The organism is Polaromonas sp. OV174, assembly GCF_900112285.1.
In the GTDB taxonomy this organism is placed as follows: Bacteria; Pseudomonadota; Gammaproteobacteria; order Burkholderiales; family Burkholderiaceae_C; genus Polaromonas.
Genome location: NZ_FOKZ01000004.1, coordinates 236,752 through 257,111 on the forward strand (window position 1 = coordinate 236,752; position 20,360 = coordinate 257,111).

A 20,360-nucleotide genomic window follows, 5' to 3' on the forward strand; every position below is an offset into this window, starting at 1 on the left:
CGGCGGGCTTCAGCGGCCCGGCTGCTCCAAGGGATCGGCCTGGCGCTGCGGTGAGCGTGTCTGAGCCAGTTAAGACGCGAATGCCTGCCCCGGGGCGTTAACACGGGTTCGCCGTCCCAAACGCAAGCCTCACAGCTTCATGTCGTAGTCCACGCTGATCGGCGCGTGATCGGAAAAGCGCTGTTCCTTGTAAATATGTTCGCTGCGCGCCAGCGCGGCAAAGGCCGGCGTGGCCAGGTGGTAGTCGAGCCGCCAGCCCACGTTCTTGGCGTAAGCCTGGCCGCGGTTGCTCCACCAGGTGTAGGCGGCGTCGGTGGCCGTGGGCTGCAGCTTGCGGTAGACGTCTACCATGCCGCCGCCGCGCACCGTGTCCTGGGTGAGCTCGTCGGCGGCCTCGTTGGCCAGTTCGGCGTCGCGCAGCAGTTCCGTCATCCAGGCGCGCTCTTCGGGCAGGAAACCGCTGTTCTTGCGGTTGCCCTTGAAGTTTTTCAGGTCGATTTCCTGGTGCGCGATATTGATGTCACCGCACAGCACGAAGTCGCGCGTCTGTTTCAGGGTCGCCAGATGCGGGTAGAACTCGGCCAGAAAGCGGAACTTGGCGGCCTGCCTGTCCTCGCCGGAAGATCCGCTGGGGAAATAGGCGCTGATGATGGAGAACTTGGGGCAATGCGAGCGGCCGGGGCGGTCAAAACGCAGCTCCACATAACGGCCTTCGGCATCGAATTCGGTCGAGCCATAGCCCACAATGACCTCGCTGGGCTCATGCCGGCTGTAGACGCCGACGCCGGAATAACCCTTTTTTTCGGCAAAATGAAAATGCCCCTTGAGGCCGGCAATTTCCTCGAACTTGCCGCTGATGTCGGCCGCCTGCGCCTTCAACTCCTGCACGCAAATACAATCTGGCATGGATTGGGCAAGCCAATCCTGCAAGCCTTTGCTGGTGGCAGAACGGATACCGTTGAGGTTGAGGCTGGTTAATTTGAACATGGGACTTTCAATGAGCACGACAGGGCAGACAACAAACAAGGGCCAGGCGGCGCAGGCGGACGACAGTCTGGCACAGGAATTCGTGCAGTTTGCCGTCGAATCGGGCGTGCTGCGGTTTGGCGAATTCAAGACCAAGGCCGGGCGCATGAGCCCTTACTTCTTTAATGCCGGCCTGTTTGACGACGGTGCCAAGCTGGGCCGGCTGGCGCAATTTTATGCCCGCCACCTGCTGGCCGAGGAGCAGCGCAGTGGGCTGGCCTTTGACATGATTTTCGGACCCGCCTACAAAGGCATTCCGCTGGCGGCCGCCGTCTCGGTGGAATTGGCGCGGCTGGGGCGCAATGTGCCCTTTGCCTATAACCGCAAAGAGGTCAAGGACCATGGCGAGGGCGGCTCGCTGGTCGGTGCGAAGGTAGCGGGTCGGGTGCTGATTGTCGACGACGTGATGTCCGCCGGCACCGCCGCGCGCGAGTCCATCGCCATCATCAAGGCCGCCGGTGCCATTCCCCATGCCATCGCGCTGGCGCTGGACCGGCAGGAAAAAGCCACCGAAAACGGTGTCGATGTGAACCACAGTGCCGTGCAATATGTCACACAACAACTGGGTTTGCAGGTTTGCGCGATTGCGCGTTTGACCGACTTGCTGCAGTATCTGTCCAGGCAAAGCAGCGCCTCGGACACCGATGCATCCGGCGCCTTGTCTTTGAAACAGCACTACCAGTCGGTGCTGGCTTACCGGGAACGCTACGGCGTCGATTAAGGAGACGAATGCTCGCGCCAACAATGCGTACTCTCGGGTTGCTGTGTACCGCATGGCTTTGCGGTTCTGCCGCGGCGCAAGGCATTTACACCTGTGTTGATGGCAAGGGCCGCAAGATCACTGCAGATCGCCCCATCATCGAGTGCATAGACCGCACGCAGCAGGAGTTGACGCGTACCGGCACCATCAAGCGAGAGCTGGGCCCGTCGCTCACCGCGCCGGAGCGGGCCGCCCAGGAAGAAAAAAACCGGCGGGCCGCCGAGCTGCTGGCTCGCGAAGCCGAGGAAAAGCGCCGCGATCGGGCCCTGCTGCTGCGTTACCCCAACCGCGCGGTGCACGACCAGGAGCGCAGCACGGCGCTGGCGCAAATCGACGAGGTCATCAAGGCGTCGAGCAAGCGAACCGGCGAGTTGGCCGCCCAGCGCCAGGCCATCGCCAGTGAGTTCGAGTTTTATGCCAAAGATCCGGCCAAAGCCCCGACCTCCCTCAAGCTTAGGCTGGAGGACAACGAGAGCAGCGTGGATGTGCAGCAAAAATTCATTGCCGATCAGCAGCGCGAGAAAAAACGCGTCAACCAGCGCTTTGACGAAGAGCTGGTCAAGCTCAAGGAGCTCTGGACGTTGAGGGGCGGCACGCCCGCCGGCGCGAGTACGGCAAAGAACTGATTTGCAAGCGAAATAAGCCTGTAGCCCAATCGAGGCGAGCGCTGGCAGCTATGTATTTGATAGTGTCAAGGCGCCGGCCCGGCGTTTGAAAACCAGGCCCCCACCGCAGCTTGGTGGCCTGGCGGCCCGGCAGGCCTCAGGCCAGTTTCTTCTTCAGCAACTCGTTGACCTGCGCCGGGTTGGCCTTGCCCTTGGTGGCCTTCATGGCCTGACCGACCAGGGCGTTAAAGGCCTTGGCATTGCCGGCCTTCACCTCTAGGGCGTTCTTGGCATTGGCCGCCAGCACCTCGTCGATGATTTTTTCCAGCTCGCCGCTGTCGCTCATCTGCTTCAGGCCCTTGGCCTCGATCACGGCGTCGACATCACGGCCTTCGCCGCTCCACATGGCCTCAAACACCTGGCGGGCGGCGTTGTTGGAGATGGTGCCGTCGGCAATGCGCTTGATCAGCTGGGCCAGTTGCGCCGGGCTGACGGTAGAAGCCTCAATCGATTTTTCCTCGGCATTGAGGCGGCGCGACAGCTCGCCCATGACCCAGTTGCTGGCCAGCTTGGCTTGCCCGCTGGCGCCGGCCACGGCCTCAAAGTAGGCGGCAGTGGCCTTGCTTTGCGTCAGCTGGCCGGCGTCGTACTCGTTCAAGGCGTAGTCGGCGATGAAGCGGGCCGCCATCACGCGCGGCAGCTCGCTCATCTCTGAACGGGTTTTCTCGACCCAGTCGCGGCCAATCACCAACGGCGGCAGGTCCGGATCGGGGAAATAGCGGTAGTCGGCGGCATCTTCCTTGCTGCGCATGCTGCGGGTTTCGCCGGTGTCCGGGTCGAACAGCACGGTGGCCTGCTGGATCGCGTGGCCGTCCTCGATTTGCTCGATCTGCCAGCGCACTTCAAAATCTATGGCTTGCTGCATGAACTTGAAGCTGTTCAGGTTCTTGATTTCGCGCCGCGTGCCCAGCGGCTCGCCAGGCTTGCGCACCGACACGTTGGCGTCGCAGCGAAAGCTGCCTTCCTGCATGTTGCCGTCGCAAATGCCTATCCAGGTGACGATTTTGTGCAGTTCCTTGGCATAGGCCACGGCCTCCGCCGATGAGCGCATGTCGGGCTCGGTGACGATTTCCAGCAGCGGCGTGCCGGCGCGGTTCAAATCGATGCCGCTCTGGCCGATGAAGTCTTCGTGCAGCGATTTGCCGGCGTCTTCTTCCAAATGGGCGCGCACCAGGCGCACCGATTTTTTCTCGTCGCCGAGGAAGAATTCGACCACGCCGCCTTGCACCACGGGAATTTCGAACTGGCTGATCTGGTAGCCCTTGGGCAGATCCGGGTAGAAGTAGTTCTTGCGGGCGAACACGCTGCTTTCGGCTATGTGAGCATTCACTGCCAGGCCGAACTCGATGGCGCGTTGTACCGCACCCTTGTTCATCACCGGCAGTGCGCCGGGCAGGGCGAAGTCCACCGCCGAGGCCTGGGTGTTGGGCTCGGCGCCAAAGGCGGTCGAGGCGCGGCTGAAGATTTTCGAATTTGTCGTCAGCTGGGTGTGGGTTTCAAAGCCGATCACGACTTCGTAGCCCTGCACCAGCAGGGAGGCGGTAGCTTTGCTCATGCCAGGGTTCCAGGTGCTTTTTGATGCCAATCGGTGGCCAGCTGGAACTGGTGGGCGGCGCCCAGCAGCTGGCCTTCCTTGAAGTAATTGCCTATCAGTTGCAGGCCGACGGGCAGGCCGCCGGCGCCAAAACCGGCCGGCACGCTCATGCCGGGCAGGCCGGCCAAGCTGGAGGACAGGGTGTAGATGTCGGCCAGGTAGTTGGCCACCGGGTCGTCGGACTTTTCACCGATTTTCCAGGCCACCGTGGGCGACACCGGGCCGGCAATGATGTCGCACTGCGTGAAGGCTTTTTGGAAGTCCTGCGCGATCAGGCGGCGGATTTTCTGCGCCTTCAGGTAGTAGGCGTCGTAGTAGCCGTGCGACAGCACATAGGTGCCTATCATGATGCGGCGCGTGGCCTCGTCGCCAAAGCCTTCACTGCGCGACTTTTTGTACATGTCGGTCAGGTCGCCGTAGTTGGCGGCGCGGTGGCCATAGCGCACGCCGTCAAAACGGCTCAGGTTGGAGCTGGCCTCGGCCGGGGCGATCACGTAGTAAACCGGAATCGACAGCTCGGTCAGCGGCAGGCTGACATCGACCAGGGTCGCACCGAGCTTTTCAAATTCGCCGAGCGCGCCGCGCACGGCGGCCAGCACGTCGGGCGAGCAGCCGGCGCCGAAGAATTGCGTTGGTAAACCAATTCTTAAGCCTTTTAGGGGTGTAGCGCCCGTCCCGCTTGCGCTGGCAGCTATCAAATCTGCAGCGTAATCGACGGCCGGCAGGTCCAGCGAGGTCGAGTCGCGGTCCGGGTCTGGGCCGGCCATGGCCGAGAGCAGCAGGGCGCAGTCGAGCGCGCTGCGCGCCATCGGGCCGGCCTGGTCCAGGCTGGAGGCAAAGGCCACCATGCCGTAGCGCGAGCAGCGGCCGTAAGTCGGCTTGATGCCGGTGATGCCGGTGAGCGATGCCGGCTGGCGAATCGAGCCGCCGGTGTCGGTGCCGGTGGCGGCGGGCACCAGGCGCGCTGCCACGGCGGCGGCCGAACCGCCCGAGGAACCGCCGGGCACGCGGCTCAGGTCCCAGGGATTTTGTACCGGTTTGTAAGCACTGTTGTCGTTGCCCGAGCCCATGGCGAACTCGTCGCAGTTGAGTTTGCCCAAGGTGACCATGCCGGCGCCGCCCAGTTGGCTGACGACGGTGGCGTCAAACGGGCTGCGGTAGTTTTCCAGCATCTTGGAGCCGGCGGTGGTCGGAAAGTCGCGGGTGACAAACACGTCCTTGTGCGCCAGCGGCACGCCCAGCAGCGGGCTGCGCTCGCCGGCGGCCAGACGCGCATCGGCGGCTTTGGCCTGCGCCAGCGAGACGTCGGCGTCGGTGGCCAGGAAGGCGCCGAGCGCCTCGCCCTGGACGCGCTTCAGGAAATGCTGGGTGACTTCGACGCTGGAGACTTCGCCGGCGGCCAGCTTGGCGGCCAGCTGGGCCACGCCCAGGTCGTGTAAATCTTGCTGGCTCATTCGATCACCTTGGGCACGAGAAACAGGCCGCGCTCGACGGCCGGGGCGCTGACCTGGCTGGCCTCGCGCTGGTTGGGTTCGCTGGCGATGTCCTCGCGCAGGCGCAGGGCCACCTCGCCCAGTACCGCCGCCGGGTGAGCCAGTGGCTCCACGCCGTCGGTGTTGACGGCTTCCATCTGTTCAACCAGGGCAAAAAAGCCGTTGAGCTGATGCAAGGTGTGCTCTGTTTCGTCGGGACGCAACTCCAGCCGCGCCAGATTGGCGACGCGTGCGATGTCTTGGGGTGTCAATGCCATGTTGAGATGTGAAGGAGTACGGGAAAGTTAGTGAAAATCAGGGGCTGAAACGAGTTGTAAAGCCAAAAAAACGCCACTTGCGCTGCCCTTGGTTCACAGGGGATGCGTTATTATCCCGCCTTTGATGTGAAATCAGGGCCGGATGCACTCTTTAGGCGCTTTTTAGGTGCTGGAAACCCGGTTTCATCAGGCTTTGGCCCGACTTTCCTCAGAATGGCTTAATCATAAAAGGCGATGGCGCAACGAAGTTTGCCCATGCCTCAACCGGACTCCTGCATATGTTTGAAGCATTCCGTCGGTACTTTTCAACCGACCTGGCGATCGATCTCGGCACCGCCAACACCCTGATTTTTGCACGCGACAAGGGCATCGTGCTGGACGAGCCCTCGGTCGTCGCGATTCGCCACGAAGGCGGTCCGCACGGCAAGAAAGTCATCCAGGCCGTGGGCCGCGAAGCCAAGGCCATGCTGGGCAAGGTGCCCGGCAACATCGAGGCGATTCGCCCGATGAAAGACGGCGTGATTGCCGACTTCGTCATCACCGAGCAGATGATCAAGCAGTTCATCAAGATGGTGCATCCGCGCCGCTTGCTGACGCCCAGCCCGCGCATCATCATCTGCGTTCCCTGCGGCTCCACCCAGGTCGAGCGCCGCGCCATCAAGGATGCGGCCGAGGCCGCCGGCGCCGCCGCGGTGTATCTGATTGAAGAGCCCATGGCCGCGGCCCTGGGCGCCGGCCTGCCGGTGTCCGAGGCGAGCGGCTCCATGGTCGTCGATATCGGCGGCGGTACCACCGAAGTCGGCGTGATTTCGCTGGGTGGCATGGTTTACAAGGGCAGTGTGCGCGTCGGCGGCGATCGCTTTGACGACGCCATCATCAACTACATCCGCCGCAACTACGGCATGCTGATCGGCGAGCCGACGGCCGAAGCTATCAAGAAAAACATCGGTTCCGCCTTTCCCGGCTCCGAAGTCAAGGAAATGGAAGTCAAGGGCCGCAACCTGTCCGAAGGCGTGCCGCGCAGCTTCACGATTTCGAGCAACGAAATCCTGGAAGCCCTGACCGACCCGTTGAACCAGATCGTCTCGGCCGTGAAAAACGCGCTCGAGCAGACGCCGCCCGAGCTCGGCGCCGACATTGCCGATCGCGGCATGATGCTGACCGGTGGCGGCGCCTTGTTGCGTGATCTGGACCGTTTGCTGGCAGAAGAGACCGGTTTGCCGGTGTTGGTGGCCGAAGACCCGCTGACCTGTGTGGTGCGCGGCTGCGGTATTGCGCTGGAGCGCATGGACCGCCTGGGTTCCATCTTCACTTCGGAATAAACCCTTGGACGCCGCCCTTCATGTGCATGTTTATGCTGCATGAAGCGGGGGCCAGCGCACCATGTCCCTAGGTACCCTAGACAGATCCCCGCCGCCCTTTTTCAACCAGGGGCCGTCGGCGCTGTCCAAGCTGATGTTCTTTGGCGCCTTGTCGCTGTTCCTGATGGTGGCCGATGCGCGCTTTGGCGTCACCCAGCCGATCCGCTCCGTGCTGGCCACGGCGCTTTATCCGGCGCAGTGGTTGGCGCTTCAGCCGGTGCACGCGATCAGATACGGCAGCGACTATCTCACCGGCCTGCGCCAGGCCCAATCGAGCAGCGAAGAGGCCGGCAAAAAGTTGGCCTTGCAATCGCTGCGTGCCGGCCAGGTCGAGCAATTGACGCAGGAAAATAACCGGCTGCGCAAGCTGCTGGGTCTGCGCGATCAGCTCACTACCTCGGTCATGGCGGCCGAGGTGCTGTACGACGCGGCCGATCCCTATACCCGCAAGGTCGTCATCGACAAGGGGCTGGCCCAAGGCCTGGAGTTGGGCTCGCCGGTGCTGGACGAATCCGGCGTGCTGGGCCAGGTGACACGCGTGCATCCGCTGCTCAGTGAGGTCACGCTGCTGGTGGACCGCGACCTGGCCATTCCCGTGCTGAATGTGCGCACCGGTGCGCGCAGCGTGGCCTATGGCGACCCGAGTGCCTCGGGCAGCGGGCTGGAACTGCGCTTCATGGGCAGCAATGCCGATGTGCAAGAGGGCGACTTGCTGACCACCAGCGGCGTCGATGGGGTTTATCCTCCCGGCTTGCCGGTGGCCAAGATCAGCCGCATAGAGCGCCGCGCCGAATCGGCATTTGCCAAAATTTACTGTGTACCGCAGGCGCTGGTTAGCGGCGCGCGCCATGTCATCGTGGTCAAGCCGGTGGCCGGCCAGATACCGCTGCGGCCCGACGCCCCCGCGCCGGAAGCGGCGGCGAAGAAAAAGGCTTCCAAATGATCATGCGATCAGGCCAGCAGTTGCTGTTGCCCGCCAATCCGGTATTCATCTGGAGCAGCCTGATCGTGGCGCTGCTGCTGGACATGCTGCCCTTGGGGCGCGTGCCCTGGATGCCGGATTTTCTGGCGCTGGTGCTGGTGTTCTGGAATGTGCATCAACCGCTGCGCGTGGGGATTGGCGTGGCCTTCATGTTTGGCCTGGTGGTGGATGTGCATCAGTCGTCGCTGTTGGGCCAGCACGCGCTGTCGTACACGGCACTGAGCTTTTTTGCCACCATGATTCACCGCCGCCTGCTCTGGTTTCCTGTGCCTTCGCAGGCCTTGCAGGTGCTACCGCTGTTTGCCGTGGCGCACGGCACCGAGCTCCTCATCCGCATGATGGGCGGGGGCATATTTCCCGGCTGGATCATGCTGGTGGCGCCACTGGCCGAGGCCTTGCTGTGGCCGGTGGTCAGCGTGCTGCTGCTGGTGCCGCAGCGCCGCGCGCCGAATCCGGATGAAAACCGGCCGCTGTGATGCCCCCACGGTCGTTCACTGCGTGTAACTCCCTGCCCCCCGAGGGGGCCGCCCGCCTGCGGCCCGGCGGAGCCGGTTCCGCGGCTCATGCTGGCCTTCGGTCGGCTCGCTTCGCATCGCCTTCGCAACAGGGAGTGTGGGCACTTTTTGCCGCTTGTAGAGTCGTATTGCGATGACTGAACTGCGCAACGTCGAAGCCGACCTGTCGCGCTTTCGCGCCCGTGTGCTGGCGGCTAGCCTGGTGGTGCTGTGCGCGTTCGGGTTGCTGGCGGCGCGGCTGGTGTATCTGCAGGTGTATCGCCATGCCGACCTGAGCGAGCAGGCCGAAAGCAACCGCACGGCGATTGTTCCCATCGTGCCCAATCGCGGGCTGATCCTGGACCGCAACGGCATCGTGCTGGCCTCCAACTACTCGGCCTACACGCTGGAAATCACGCCGTCCAAGGTCGCCGATCTGGAGGAAACCATTGCGGCGCTGGGCCAGTTGGTGAACATAGAGCCGCGCGACAAGCGGCGCTTCAAGCGCCTGCGCGAGGAGTCGAAAAGCTTTGAATCGATTCCTCTGCGCACCCGTTTGAGTGACGAGGAAGTGGCCCGCTTCGCGGCGCAGCGCTATCGCTTCCCGGGCGTGGACATCAAGGCCAGGCTGTTTAGAAGCTATCCCTATGGCGAGCTGGGCAGCCATGTGATCGGCTACATAGGCCGCATCAACCAGGCCGAAAAAGACGCCATCGAAGACCGCGAGGAAGAAGGCAATTACCGCGGCACCGACTACATCGGCAAACTGGGGGTGGAGCAGAGCTTTGAGCAGCAGCTGCATGGCACCACCGGCGTCGAGCAGATGGAGACCTCGGCGGGCGGGCGCGCCGTGCGCAAGCTGGCCAGCAACCCGGCCACGCCGGGCAATACCGTGATGCTGTCGCTGGACATCGGCCTGCAGAAAATGGTGGAGGAGCTGTTTGGCACGCGGCGCGGCGCGCTGGTGGCGATAGATCCGAAAACCGGCGAGGTGCTGGCCTTTGTCAGCAAGCCAACTTTTGACCCCAATCTGTTTGTCGACGGCATTGACCAGGAGAGCTGGCAGGCACTCAATGAGTCCATCGACAAGCCGCTGCTGAATCGGGCCTTGCGTGGCACTTATCCGCCGGGCTCCACCTACAAGCCCTTCATGGCCATGGCGGCGCTGCAAACCGGTACCCGTTCACCGACGACGCTGATCAACGACACGCTCACCTACACCTTTGGCGGCCGCCGCTTTGGCAGCCCCGCGGGCGAGCGCGGCGGCATCATGGACATGCACCGCGCCATTGCCGAATCCAGCAATGTGTACTTTTATTCGCTGGCCAATGAGATGGGGGTGGAGGCCATGCACGACTTCATGGCGCCGCTGGGTTTTGGTCAGATCACCGGCATTGACATCAACGGCGAGGTGCGCGGCGTGCTGCCCAACCAGGACTGGAAGCGCCGTTATTTCAAGCGTCCCGAGCAGCAGAAATGGTTTGCCGGGGAAACCATCTCGCTGGGCATTGGCCAGGGCTATAACAGCTTCACCATGCTGCAGCTGGCGCAGGCGACCGCCGCGCTGGCCAACAATGGTATCAAGCACAAGCCGCGGCTGGTGATGGGCACGCGGGACACCGTGACGGGCGCCTTGCATCCCTTGCCGCCAGACCCGCCTGTGGATTTGGGCTACAAACCCGAAAATGTCGCGATTGTGCGCAAGGCGCTGGTGAGCGTGACGCAGGGCGGCACGGCAACCCGGGTATTTACCGGCGCCGGCTACGTCAGTGGCGGCAAGACCGGTACCGCTCAGGCGGTGAGCATGGGCGCGAAGGAAAAATACAACAAAGCTAAGCTGGAGGAGCACCAGCGTGACCACGCGGTCTACATGGCGTTCGCCCCGGCCGACGAGCCCAAAATCGCGCTGGCGGTGATCGTGGAAAACGCCGGCTGGGGCGTAGGCGCGGCTGCACCGATCGCGCGCCGGGTGTTTGACTACGTGTTGATGGGTCAGTACCCCAGCGAGGACGACATGGCGGCGGTGCAAAAAGGGCTGGGCGCAGCCCCTATAGGCAAGCCGCGCCGGGCCGCCGACATGATCGGCCTGCTGGCTGGCGATAGTCCGGTCGCCGCACCATTGGCTGTTGCGGCCAAAGGCGCGGATGCGGCCATGGCCGCAGCCCCGGTGGTACCGGCACCGCCAGCGTCGCGCCCACAAGCCAAGCCCAACTGAGCCTGGGCGGGCGCTACCGCCGCAGCGCTTTATTTCAAAAAGGCATCAAAGCCGGTTTTCAGGATTAGCACGCTGACCACCGCGATGAAGACCAGCCGCACAAAACCGGTGCCATGCTTGAGCGCCAGGCGCGTGCCCAGCAGGCTGCCAAGCACATTGGCAACCGCCATGGTTAGGGCGAAATGCCACCAGATATGGCCTTTCCAGGCAAAAAGACCCAAGGCTGCCAGGTTGGTGGCGGTATTGAGCAGTTTGGCCGAGGCCGAGGCATTGAGAAAATCGTAGCCCAGCCAGCGCACAAACAAGAAAACGAAAAAGCTGCCGGTGCCGGGGCCGAAAAAACCGTCGTAAAAGCCCAGCAGCAGGCCTATGCAGCAGGCAGCCAGCGTTTCGGCCCGGCCGCTATAGCGCGGCGCGTGTTGGCTGCCCAGGTCTTTTTTCACCAAGGTGTAGAGCAGCACCGCCAGCAACACAAAGGGCAAGGCCTTGCGTAAAAAGCCAGGCGCCATGATGGTGACCAGCCAGGCGCCCGCCAGTGAACCAAAAAAACCGGCGAAGGCGGCCGGCAGCAGCGCGGCCCAGCGCATCTCGACACGCCTGGCATATTGCAGCGTTGCCACGCCCGTGCCCCAGATGGCCGCGCCCTTGTTCAGGCCCAGCAGTGTGGCGGGCGGACTGCTGGGAAAGACGGCGAACAGGGCAGGCACCAGAATCAGGCCGCCGCCGCCGACGATGGCGTCCACAAAACCGGCCAGCAGCGAGGCCAAGGAGACAATCAGTAATTCCATGGTCGGATTGTCTCATCGCCCTGGTTGGCGTTAACTATGATTTTTATAGCTTGCTACGCCCGTCGCTATTGGGCTAACGGTCAATTTGTACAAGATATTGAAAAGACAAGCGGACATAAAAAAGCGCTGGGGTTGCCAGCGCTTTTGTTAAACAGCCATCTTTTGGAATGCCTGTTTAATTTGTAGTTGCTCTTTTGTGTCTCCTCGACTCCCCGCATTGCGAGCAGCAAGGCTCGTCAGCAAGTACGTAAATATAGCGTGAACGCAGCGAATCGTGCATTGGGGGTTTCCCGCACCACCTCGGTGCCTTTTGTTACTTTTGTTGCTTGCTGCCCGGTGATAGCATCCTTGAAAAGGGTGACATGCCGCAGCTGCTGGCAACCGAGGCCCGACTGATCCCAACCTACAAGAGGCGTTCCTATGAAATCTGGTTTGATGATGCTTGCACTCGGCTTGTCTGCGCTCTGTTTTGGCCCGGCACATGCCCAGGGCCAGCAACTGGTTCTGGGCATCAGCGAAGGGACTTCGGGCGGGCTGGATCACGCACAGGTGATCACCAAATACCAGGGGCTGGCGGAAGCGGTTGGCCGGGCTCTCAAGGCCAAGGTCAGCGTGGTGTTCGCACGTGAATTCAAACAGCTTGAGGAAGGCATGCAGACCGGACGCTTTGACTTCGTGATGGCCAGACCCAGCGACTATCCGGCCCGCGGCATGCGCGACTATGGTTACAGCTACATTGCCAGCGCCAAGCCCGATGGTCAGTGCCTCATCATCGTTCCCAAGGGCTCGCCGCTCAAGTCCATCAATGAGGTCAAGGGCCAGCGCATTGCCTTGCCCGAGCAGGTGGCCTATATGTCGCGCTTTTGCGCGGCGGATCTCCGGGACCAGGGGGTCCAGGTGGAGAAGGAGAAAGTGCAGTACGTGCGCGAGCAGGCCGCCGTTGGCTTTTACCTTGACAACAAATTCGCCGATGTTGGGGGCATAGCCTCTTATTCGGGCATTGCCAAGAAGTGGGAAAAAGACGGCAACCGCATCCTGCACAAAAGCGTCGCGCAGCCTTATTTCCCCATGGTCGCCCACAAGCGGATACGGCCGGATCAGCTCAAGGCGATTCAGGCCGAGTTGCTGACGTTGCCCGACAGCGAATCCGGCAAGGAACTGCTCAAACGCATAGGCATAGACCGCTTCGACACCGGCTCCGAAGCGCGCATGCGCGAGCTGCTGAAGTGGCTCAATCTTTAGGCGGCGTCAGATGCCGGCCTGTATCCACTGCGCCGCTTTCTCGGCAATCATCAAGGTCGGCGAGTTGGTGTTGCCGCTGGTGATCAACGGCATCACACCGGCATCGACCACGCGCAGGCCGCGTATGCCGCGCACCCGCAGGTGCGAATCGACCACCGCCATCGGGTCATCGTCCCGTCCCATCTTGGTCGTGCCGACCGGGTGGAAGATGGTGGTGGCGATGTCGCCCGCCAGTCGCGCCAGCTCCTCATCGCTCTGAAACTGCAGGCCGGGCTTGAACTCTTCGGGCCGGTATTTGGCCAGCGCGCCCTGGCTGACGATTTTGCGCGTCACGCGCAGCGAGTCGGCCGCCACCTGGCGGTCCTGGGCCGTGCTCAGGTAATTGGGCGCAATCGCCGGGGCATCTTCAAAACGGGCGCTTTTGATCCGGACACTGCCGCGGCTGGTCGGATTCAGGTTGCAGACGCTGGCGGTAAAGGCATTGAAGCTGTGCAGCGGCTCGCCAAAGGCCTCCAGCGACAGCGGCTGCACGTGGTACTGGATGTTGGGGTAGGGCTGATCGGGCGAGGAGCGCGTGAAAGCGCCCAGCTGCGAGGGTGCCATGCTCATGGGGCCGCTGCGCTTGAGCGCGTATTCCAGCGCTATCTTGGCCTTGCCCAGCCATGAGCTGGCCATGGTGTTGAGCGTGGCCACGCCCTGCACCTTGTAGACCGAGCGGATCTGCAAATGGTCTTGCAAGTTGGCGCCCACGCCGGCCAGATCCTGCACCACCGGGATGCCGTGCTGCTGCAGCAGCGCCGCCGGGCCTATGCCCGAGAGCTGCAGGATCTGCGGCGAGCCTATGCTGCCGGCGCACAGCAATACCTCGCCGGGGTGGCCGGAGTCGCGCGTGGCCAGCGCCGTGACGCGCTCCTCGCCGGTCCAGACCTCGACACCGGTGCAGCGCTGGCTGCCGTCGGCCTGCTGCTGTATCACCAGCTTGCTCACCTGGGCGTTGTTCCAGAGCTCGAAGTTGGGGCGGCCAAAACAGGCCGGCCGCAAAAACGCCTTGGCGGTATTCCAGCGCCAGCCGTTTTTCTGGTTGACCTCAAAATAGCCCACGCCCTCGTTGTCGCCGCGGTTGAAGTCGGCGCTGGCTGGAATTCCGGCCTGGTTGGCGGCTTGGGCAAAGGCATCCAGGATGTCCCAGCGCAAGCGCTGCTTTTCGATGCGCCATTCGCCGCCGGCATTGCGGTGGCGCAGCAGCTTTTGATAGGGCGTGTTCTTGTCCTGCATCAGCTCGGGGGCGGTGCCGCGCGCGCCGTGCATCGCGTCGGCGCCCTTGTAGTGGTCTTCGTGCAGCTTGAAGTGCGGCAGGGCGTTGTCCCAGCGCCAAGCCATGTCGCCGGTCAGTTGCGCCCACTGGTCGTAGTCGCGCGCCTGGCCGCGCATGTAAATCATGCCGTTGATGCTGGAGCAGCCGCCCAGCGTCTTGCCGCGCGGGTAGCGCAGCGAGCGGCCATTCAGGCCGGCATCGGGCTCGGTGCTGTAAAGCCAGTCGGTGCGCGGGTTGCCTATGCAGTGCAGATAGCCCACCGGAATGTGGATCCAGTGATAGTCATCCTTGCGGCCGGCCTCTATCAGCAGCACGCGCTTGGAGGCGTCGGCGCTCAGGCGGTTGGCCAGCAGGCAGCCGGCCGTGCCGGCACCAATGATGATGTAGTCAAAAACGTGGCTCTCGTCGTGCATGGGGGCTCTTGTCTCTTGGTGTTTTAAGGGCGTCTTGTCTTGGCCTGCCGGTACTGGCCGGCTGAGGGCGGGTGCGCTGATGAGGGCTATCGTGCCTGTCTTGCCTAACGCGGAACTGACCGCCCTGCTGGCTGCCGATTGTGGCAAAGGCGCGCCGGCCCGTGCGGCGGGGATTACCCGCTGGCCGCTGCGGCGTGTGCAGTTACTATGGCACTTTCCCCAACCAGGTGTTTGCCCGTCCGACAGGCTCCCAGCCTCACCCAAGTTCATGGAAGAATCCACCCCCCGCATTGAAACGCAAGACACGCCGGAAGGCCGGCTGCTGGTCGTGCGCGGGACCTGGACGGCGACCCACCTCACGGGTCGGGCGGTGTGGACGGCGCTGACGGCGCAGCTCGAGAGCCTGAACGTTGACGCCCGTTTCGCCGCCGAGCCGCCCCAAGCAAGCACGACCGCCTCGGGAGACAGCGCAGCACACGCAGTGACAAGCGTGGGGGCCAACGGCCGCAGCGCCGGGCCGCCCCAAGCAAGGCCAGCCCCCTCGGGGGGCAGCGCAGCACACGAAGCGGCAAACGACGAGGCCGATGTGCGCAGCGCTGCACACGCAGTGGCAAGCGTGGGGGCCCATCTCGTGCGCTGGGACTTGCGCGCGCTGGAAAAACTCGATTACCTGGGCGCCCAGGTGCTGTGGCGGCACTGGGGTCAGCGCTGGCCGGCGCAGTTGCAGCTGGCGCCGGACCAGCGCGAGGTGCTGCAAAGCGTGGCCCGCTTCACCGTCAGTCCGGCCAAGCGCCCGCCGTTTGACTGGCGCGCGCCGGTGATTTTGCTGGGCCAGCGGGTGTTTGAGCTGCTGGATCACAGCAAAGGACTGGTGCGCCTGCTGGGTCAGTTGCTGCTCGACATCCTGAGCCTGTTTCGTCATCCGCGGCGTGGCCCATGGCGTGATCTTTCCGGCCATCTTTATCACTTTGGTGCCACGGCCCTGCCCATCACCGCGCTGGTGGGGTTTTTGATTGGCGTGGTGCTGGCCTACCTGATCGCCCAGCAGCTGCGTCAGTACGGCGCGGATGCCTTCATCGTCAACATCCTGGGCATCTCGCTGATCCGCGAACTCGGGCCGGTGCTGGCCGCGATCTTGATTGCCGGGCGCAGCGGCTCGGCCATCACGGCGCAGATCGGCGTGATGCGGGTCACCGAAGAGCTAGACGCCATGCGCGTCATGGGCATTGCCAAGGGCTATAGGCTGGTGATGCCGCGGGCGCTGGCGCTGGCGCTGGTGATGCCGCTGATCAGCGTCTGGACCACCCTGGCGGCCTTGCTGGGCGGCATGCTGGCGGCCCAGGTTTCCATGGGCGTGACACCCTCATTTTTCATCAACGCGCTGCCGGCCGCGGTGGATGTGGCCAACCTGACGCTGGCCACCGGCAAGTCCGTCGTCTTTGGCGTGCTGATTGCCCTGGTGGGCTGCCATTACGGCTTGCGCGTCAAACCCAATACCGAGAGCCTGGGCCAGGGCACCACGGCCTCGGTGGTGACCTCCATCACCGTCGTCATCCTGGTTGATGCGCTGTTTGCCGTGCTGTTCAAGGGCGTAGGCATATGAGCGAAGCCGTCGTTGACATCAAAAAGCTGTGGACCGTTTTTCAAAACGGCGACAAGCAAGCGGTGATCCACAAAAACCTGGACCTGCGCGTGGAGCGCGGCGAAATCGTGTCGCTGGTGGGCGGCTCGGGCACCGGCAAGACGGTGCTGCTGCGCCAGATGCTGGGGCTGGAAACACCAAGCCAGGGCGAGATCAGCGTGCTGGGCAAACCGGCTGCCGAATTGGGCAAACACGGCGCGGCCAGCCGGGTCGGCATGCTGTTTCAGCGCGGCGCCTTGTTTTCCGCCTTCACGGTGCTGGAAAACATCGCCTTTCCGCTGCGCGAGCTCAAGATACTGCCGGCCGAGCTGATACGCGAAGCCGCCATGGTCAAGCTGCAAATGGTGGGCCTGGGGCCAGAGGCGGCCGACAAGATGCCCAGCGATCTGTCGGGCGGCATGATCAAGCGGGTGGCACTGGCGCGTGCCCTCATCATGGATCCGCCGCTGCTGCTGCTCGATGAGCCCACAGCCGGGCTGGACCCGGACAGTTCCGACAGCTTTTGCGCGCTGCTGCGCTCGCTGCACCAGGGCATGGATTTGACGGTGGTCATGGTGACGCACGATCTGGATACGCTGTACGAGCTGAGCACCCGGATTGCCGTGCTGGCCGAGCAAAAGGTCATCATCAACGATACGCCCAGGGCCGTGGTGGCCTTTGACCACCCTTTTATCAAAGCATTTTTCCTGGGGGAAAGAGGGCAGCGCGCCATGGCGCTGCTGCCGCCCGCCAGTCATCCGGTCTAGAAAGGTTTGCAACATGGAAAACAAAGCCCATGCCCTGCTCGCCGGCATTTTTGTGCTGGTGGTGACGCTGCTGCTGGCCCTGCTGGCGCTCTGGCTGACGCGCGACAACACCCAGCGTCACCTGTATGAGATGAGCACCGGCGACATCATCTCCGGGCTGCAGCCGCAGGCGGCGGTGCGTTTTCGCGGCGTGCCGGTCGGCAAGGTCGAGTCCATAGGCTTTGACGACAAGGTCAAGGGCAATGTGCTGATCCGGGTTTCCATAGACCGCGAGGCGCCCATCACCCAGTCGACCTTTGCCACGGTGGCATCCCAGGGCGTGACCGGGCTGGGCTTTATCCAGCTCGACGACAACGACGGCTCGTCGGTGCGGCTGACGCCCAATGACGCCAACCCGCCGCGCATCCCGCTCAAGCCCGGCACTCTGGACAAGCTGCTCAGTCAGGGCGAGATGATCCTGAACCACCTGGAGCAGGCCAGCAGCAGCCTGAACAAGCTGCTGTCCGATGAGAACCAGCGCACCGTCAGCGCGGCGGTCGCGCAGTTCGGCGAAGCCACTGCCAGCCTCAAACGCGTGTCCCAGGGCCTGGAGCCCACGGTGGCCGGCCTGCCGGCGCTGTCGCGCGAGACCAGCGCCACCTTGCTATCGGTCAAGCGCGCCAGCAACGAGGTGGCCAGCACCGCGCAGCGCCTGAATGCCGTCGGCGGACCACTGGACAAGCTGACGCAGGGCGGCACGGCGCTGGCGGCCGGGGTGGAAACCTTTAGCACCGCCACGCTGCCCAAACTGGGCGAGGTGGCGGACGAAACCGCGCGCGCCATGCGCCAGCTGCGGCGCACCGTGAGTGCCGTCGACGACAACCCGCAGGCGCTGATTTTTGGCAATGGCCCGCCCTTAGCCGGCCCGGGCGAGCCCGGCTTTTCCGCCACTGGAGTGAACCCATGAAGCGCTTTGAATGCACTCGTTTCGCTATTGATTCGGTAGCTGCTTGCGCCCGTCCGTCAAGGGTAAAGGGCCTTTTTTGTTTAATGTCAGCGCTTGTTTTGCTGACCGCTTGCGCGCTGCCCGACAAGCCGACGCGCTCCCTCATGTACGACTTCGGGCCGGGCGCATTGAGCAGCGCGCCGGCGACGCGCCAGGCTTTGTTGCCGGCGCTGGCGGTTGACGACATCACGACCGCCGGCGGCGCGCTGGACAACATGGCGGTGCTCTACCGCCTGGGCTATGCCGACAACCAGCGGCTGCGGCCGTATTCGCAGGCGCGCTGGAGCATGCCGCCAGCGCAACTGGTGCGCCAGCGCTTGAGCGAGCAACTGGGCCAGCAGCGCACGGTGCTAAACCCGCGCGAGGGCGCGGCGCTCAACCGCAGCCGGAATGTGACGCTGCCCTTGCGCCTGCGCATTGAGCTGGAAGAGTTCAGCCAGCTCTTTACGGCCGCTGACGCCAGCGTGGGGCTGATCCGCCTGCGCGCCACCTTGCTGGAGCTCACGCCCGGTGGTGAAAAGCTGCTTGGGCAGCGCCGCATCGTGGTGCAGCGGCCGGCGCCCAGCGCCGATGCGGCCGGCGGCGTGCGCGCCCTGACGGCGGCCACCGACGCGGCCATCGCCGAGCTGGATCAATGGCTGCAGCAGCAGCCCTGATTTGCTATTGAAAAAGTAGCTGTCTGCGCCCGCCACACCTGGGCTCTGGCCATTAATTGCTTAAATGACCGGCTGGGGCGGCGTTCAGCCGTGCAAGATGGGAAACAGCTTGCCCAGGCCGTCGGCCATCACCTCTACCGACAGCGCCGCCAGGATCAGGCCCATCAGCCGGGTCATCACATTGATGCCGGTTTTGCCCAGCACGCGGGCGATCGGTTCGGCCAGGGAAAAGCACAGCGCCGTCGCCAGGCCTATCACCACGCCATAGCCAACCAAGGTGCCGAGCTGCACAAAGGTTTTGGCCTTTTCGGCGTAAATCACCACCGTTGACATGGTGGCCGGGCCGGTGAGCAGCGGAATGGTCAGCGGCACCACGGCAATGCTGGCGCCCATGGCGGCCTTTTCCGCGCCGTCTTGCAGTTCGTGAGTGTGCGGCTTGGCTTCGGCCGGCTGGGCGTTGAGCATGTTCATGGAGCTGATCAAGAGCAGCATGCCGCCGCCGACCTGGAAGCTGGCCAGCGAGATGTTGAAAAACTCCAGTATCCGCAGGCCCAGCAGCGCGCTGATGGCAATCACCACAAAGGCGCTGAAGGAGGCGACCACAATGGTGCGTTTGCGCTGCGGCCCGGAAAAGCCCTGTGTGTAGTGAATGAAAAAGGGCACGATGGCCAGCGGATTGACGATGGCCAGCAGGGTGACTAAAGGTTTGAAGTCCATCGGTTTCCTTAAGAGTGACTCAGCGCATGGCAAGCGCGGAATTCATTTTTCCGCCGGACTGCACTGCAAATTTCAGCCGGGGCCGCGGAACCGGCTTCGCCGGGCCGCAGGCGCAGCGCCCCCTCGGGGCTGGCGTCTGCGGCTCTAAACCTGCCTGCGCAGGTTTGGACAGGCGCCAGAAGCGAAGCCTCCGGCGAGCGGCGGCCTGCAAGGTGCAGCGAAGTACACGCAGTGACGAGCGTGGGGGCCATTACCTGCCTCCCGCCACATCCAATAGGGCGCCGGTGGTGTAGCTGGACTGCTCGCCCAGCAGCCAGACGATGGATTCGGCGACTTCTTCGGCCCGGCCGGGGCGCTGCATCGGTAACTGCGGCGCCAGGTCGTGGGCGCGATCGGGCAGGCCGCCCGAGGCGTGGATTTCGGTGTCTATGACACCGGGCCGCACCGCGTTGACCCGGATGCCTTCGGCCGCCACTTCCTGGGCCAGGCCTAGCGTGAAGGTATCTATCGCCCCCTTGGCGGCGGCGTAATCCACATACTGGCCGGGCGAGCCCAGGCGCGCGGCGGCGCTGGAGACGTTGACGATGGCACCGCCGCTGCCGCCATGGCGCGTGCTCATGCGCTTGATGGCCTCGCGGGCGCACAGAAAAGAGCCGAACACATTGACTTCAAACATGCGCTGCAGGCGCGCCAGCGTGATGGCCTCAACGCGCGCGGTGCGGTCGACCACGCCGACGTTGTTCACCAGCGCCGTCAGGCGGCCGAACTTGGCGTCGATTTTTTCAAACATCGCCAGCACCTGCGACTCCTGCGCCACATCGGCCTGGACCGCCATGGCCTGGCCGCCGGCCTGGCGAATCTGCCGCACCACCTCGTCGGCCGCCAGCGAGTTGGCCTGGTAATTCACCGCTACCGCATAGCCCTGGCGCGCCGCCAGCAAGGCGGTGGCCGCGCCTATGCCGCGCGACGCCCCCGTGATCAAAACAAGTTTGGACAAACCAGACCTCCT

19 protein-coding genes are annotated in these 20,360 nt (G+C 63.6%); 11 read left to right on the plus strand and 8 right to left on the minus strand.

Annotation, left to right across the window (positions count from 1 at the left end; genetic code table 11):
- Positions 1–129: 129 nt before the first annotated feature.
- Positions 130–987: an exodeoxyribonuclease III gene (locus BM160_RS05830; RefSeq protein WP_092001939.1), complete on the minus strand. Its 858-nt coding sequence runs from the start codon at positions 985–987 to the stop codon at positions 130–132.
- Between the two features lie 10 nt (positions 988–997).
- Between BM160_RS05830 and pyrE the strand changes: the two genes are divergently transcribed.
- Complete coding sequence (gene pyrE, locus BM160_RS05835; RefSeq protein WP_092001943.1) at positions 998–1,747, plus strand: orotate phosphoribosyltransferase; 750 nt, start codon at positions 998–1,000, stop codon at positions 1,745–1,747.
- Between the two features lie 8 nt (positions 1,748–1,755).
- Entirely contained in the window at positions 1,756–2,412 is a 657-nt protein-coding gene (locus BM160_RS05840) for a DUF4124 domain-containing protein (protein WP_092001946.1), read from the plus strand.
- Positions 2,413–2,548: 136 nt separating this feature from the next.
- Here BM160_RS05840 and gatB read toward each other — a convergent pair whose 3' ends face one another.
- From gatB to gatC, 3 genes are read right to left on the minus strand one after another with little or no spacing between them, the layout of a single operon-like run.
- Positions 2,549–4,006 carry an Asp-tRNA(Asn)/Glu-tRNA(Gln) amidotransferase subunit GatB gene (gene gatB, locus BM160_RS05845; protein ID WP_092001949.1) on the minus strand — a complete coding sequence of 486 codons (1,458 nt, stop codon included), beginning with the start codon at positions 4,004–4,006 and terminating at the stop codon, positions 2,549–2,551.
- Positions 4,003–5,499, minus strand: a complete 1,497-nt coding sequence (gene gatA, locus BM160_RS05850) for an Asp-tRNA(Asn)/Glu-tRNA(Gln) amidotransferase subunit GatA (protein ID WP_092001952.1) — start codon at positions 5,497–5,499, stop codon at positions 4,003–4,005. Before gatA ends, gatB begins: the two co-directional genes overlap by 4 nt.
- Positions 5,496–5,795: an Asp-tRNA(Asn)/Glu-tRNA(Gln) amidotransferase subunit GatC gene (gene gatC, locus BM160_RS05855; RefSeq protein ID WP_092001955.1), complete on the minus strand. Its 300-nt coding sequence runs from the start codon at positions 5,793–5,795 to the stop codon at positions 5,496–5,498. Before gatC ends, gatA begins: the two co-directional genes overlap by 4 nt.
- A 278-nt stretch (positions 5,796–6,073) precedes the next feature.
- Between gatC and BM160_RS05860 the strand changes: the two genes are divergently transcribed.
- From BM160_RS05860 to mrdA, 4 genes are all read left to right on the plus strand, one after another.
- Positions 6,074–7,117 (plus strand): rod shape-determining protein, encoded by a 1,044-nt coding sequence (locus BM160_RS05860; protein ID WP_092001958.1) that lies wholly within the window; start codon positions 6,074–6,076, stop codon positions 7,115–7,117.
- Positions 7,118–7,178: 61 nt separating this feature from the next.
- A complete protein-coding gene (gene mreC / locus BM160_RS05865) occupies positions 7,179–8,099 on the plus strand; it encodes a rod shape-determining protein MreC (protein WP_092001961.1) in 921 nt (306 codons plus the stop codon).
- The gene (mreD, locus tag BM160_RS05870; protein WP_092001964.1) at positions 8,096–8,614 is read left to right on the plus strand and encodes a rod shape-determining protein MreD; all 519 of its coding nucleotides are present in this window, start codon (positions 8,096–8,098) and stop codon (positions 8,612–8,614) included. The genes mreC and mreD overlap by 4 nt, the downstream gene beginning before the upstream one ends.
- A 172-nt stretch (positions 8,615–8,786) precedes the next feature.
- Complete coding sequence (mrdA, locus tag BM160_RS05875; protein WP_092001967.1) at positions 8,787–10,847, plus strand: penicillin-binding protein 2; 2,061 nt, start codon at positions 8,787–8,789, stop codon at positions 10,845–10,847.
- A gap of 29 nt (positions 10,848–10,876) precedes the next feature.
- On the opposite strand, the gene BM160_RS05880 is transcribed toward mrdA, so the two are convergent.
- On the minus strand, positions 10,877–11,635 hold the full coding sequence (locus BM160_RS05880; protein WP_092001970.1) for a TSUP family transporter: 759 nt from the start codon (positions 11,633–11,635) through the stop codon (positions 10,877–10,879).
- Positions 11,636–12,055: 420 nt separating this feature from the next.
- On the opposite strand from BM160_RS05880, the gene BM160_RS05885 reads away from it, so the two are divergent.
- The gene (locus BM160_RS05885; protein WP_255368669.1) at positions 12,056–12,877 is read left to right on the plus strand and encodes a phosphate/phosphite/phosphonate ABC transporter substrate-binding protein; all 822 of its coding nucleotides are present in this window, start codon (positions 12,056–12,058) and stop codon (positions 12,875–12,877) included.
- 6 nt (positions 12,878–12,883) lie between these two features.
- On the opposite strand, the gene BM160_RS05890 is transcribed toward BM160_RS05885, so the two are convergent.
- A complete protein-coding gene (locus BM160_RS05890; protein ID WP_092001976.1) occupies positions 12,884–14,605 on the minus strand; it encodes a GMC family oxidoreductase in 1,722 nt (573 codons plus the stop codon).
- Between the two features lie 268 nt (positions 14,606–14,873).
- Here BM160_RS05890 and BM160_RS05895 point away from each other — a divergent pair, with 268 nt between their 5' ends.
- The 4 genes from BM160_RS05895 to BM160_RS05910 all read left to right on the plus strand — a co-directional run bounded on the left by BM160_RS05895 (position 14,874) and on the right by BM160_RS05910 (position 18,634).
- Complete coding sequence (locus BM160_RS05895; protein WP_255368670.1) at positions 14,874–16,208, plus strand: MlaE family ABC transporter permease; 1,335 nt, start codon at positions 14,874–14,876, stop codon at positions 16,206–16,208.
- Positions 16,205–16,993 carry an ABC transporter ATP-binding protein gene (locus BM160_RS05900; RefSeq protein WP_092001979.1) on the plus strand — a complete coding sequence of 263 codons (789 nt, stop codon included), beginning with the start codon at positions 16,205–16,207 and terminating at the stop codon, positions 16,991–16,993. The genes BM160_RS05895 and BM160_RS05900 overlap by 4 nt, the downstream gene beginning before the upstream one ends.
- A gap of 13 nt (positions 16,994–17,006) precedes the next feature.
- Positions 17,007–17,939: an MlaD family protein gene (locus BM160_RS05905; RefSeq protein WP_092001984.1), complete on the plus strand. Its 933-nt coding sequence runs from the start codon at positions 17,007–17,009 to the stop codon at positions 17,937–17,939.
- 83 nt (positions 17,940–18,022) lie between these two features.
- Positions 18,023–18,634 (plus strand): ABC-type transport auxiliary lipoprotein family protein, encoded by a 612-nt coding sequence (locus BM160_RS05910; RefSeq protein WP_255368671.1) that lies wholly within the window; start codon positions 18,023–18,025, stop codon positions 18,632–18,634.
- Between the two features lie 84 nt (positions 18,635–18,718).
- Here BM160_RS05910 and BM160_RS05915 read toward each other — a convergent pair whose 3' ends face one another.
- Both BM160_RS05915 and BM160_RS05920 read right to left on the minus strand, forming a co-directional pair.
- Entirely contained in the window at positions 18,719–19,351 is a 633-nt protein-coding gene (locus tag BM160_RS05915) for a MarC family protein (RefSeq protein ID WP_092001990.1), read from the minus strand.
- Positions 19,352–19,601: 250 nt separating this feature from the next.
- A complete protein-coding gene (locus BM160_RS05920; RefSeq protein WP_092001994.1) occupies positions 19,602–20,348 on the minus strand; it encodes an SDR family oxidoreductase in 747 nt (248 codons plus the stop codon).
- Positions 20,349–20,360: the final 12 nt, after the last annotated feature.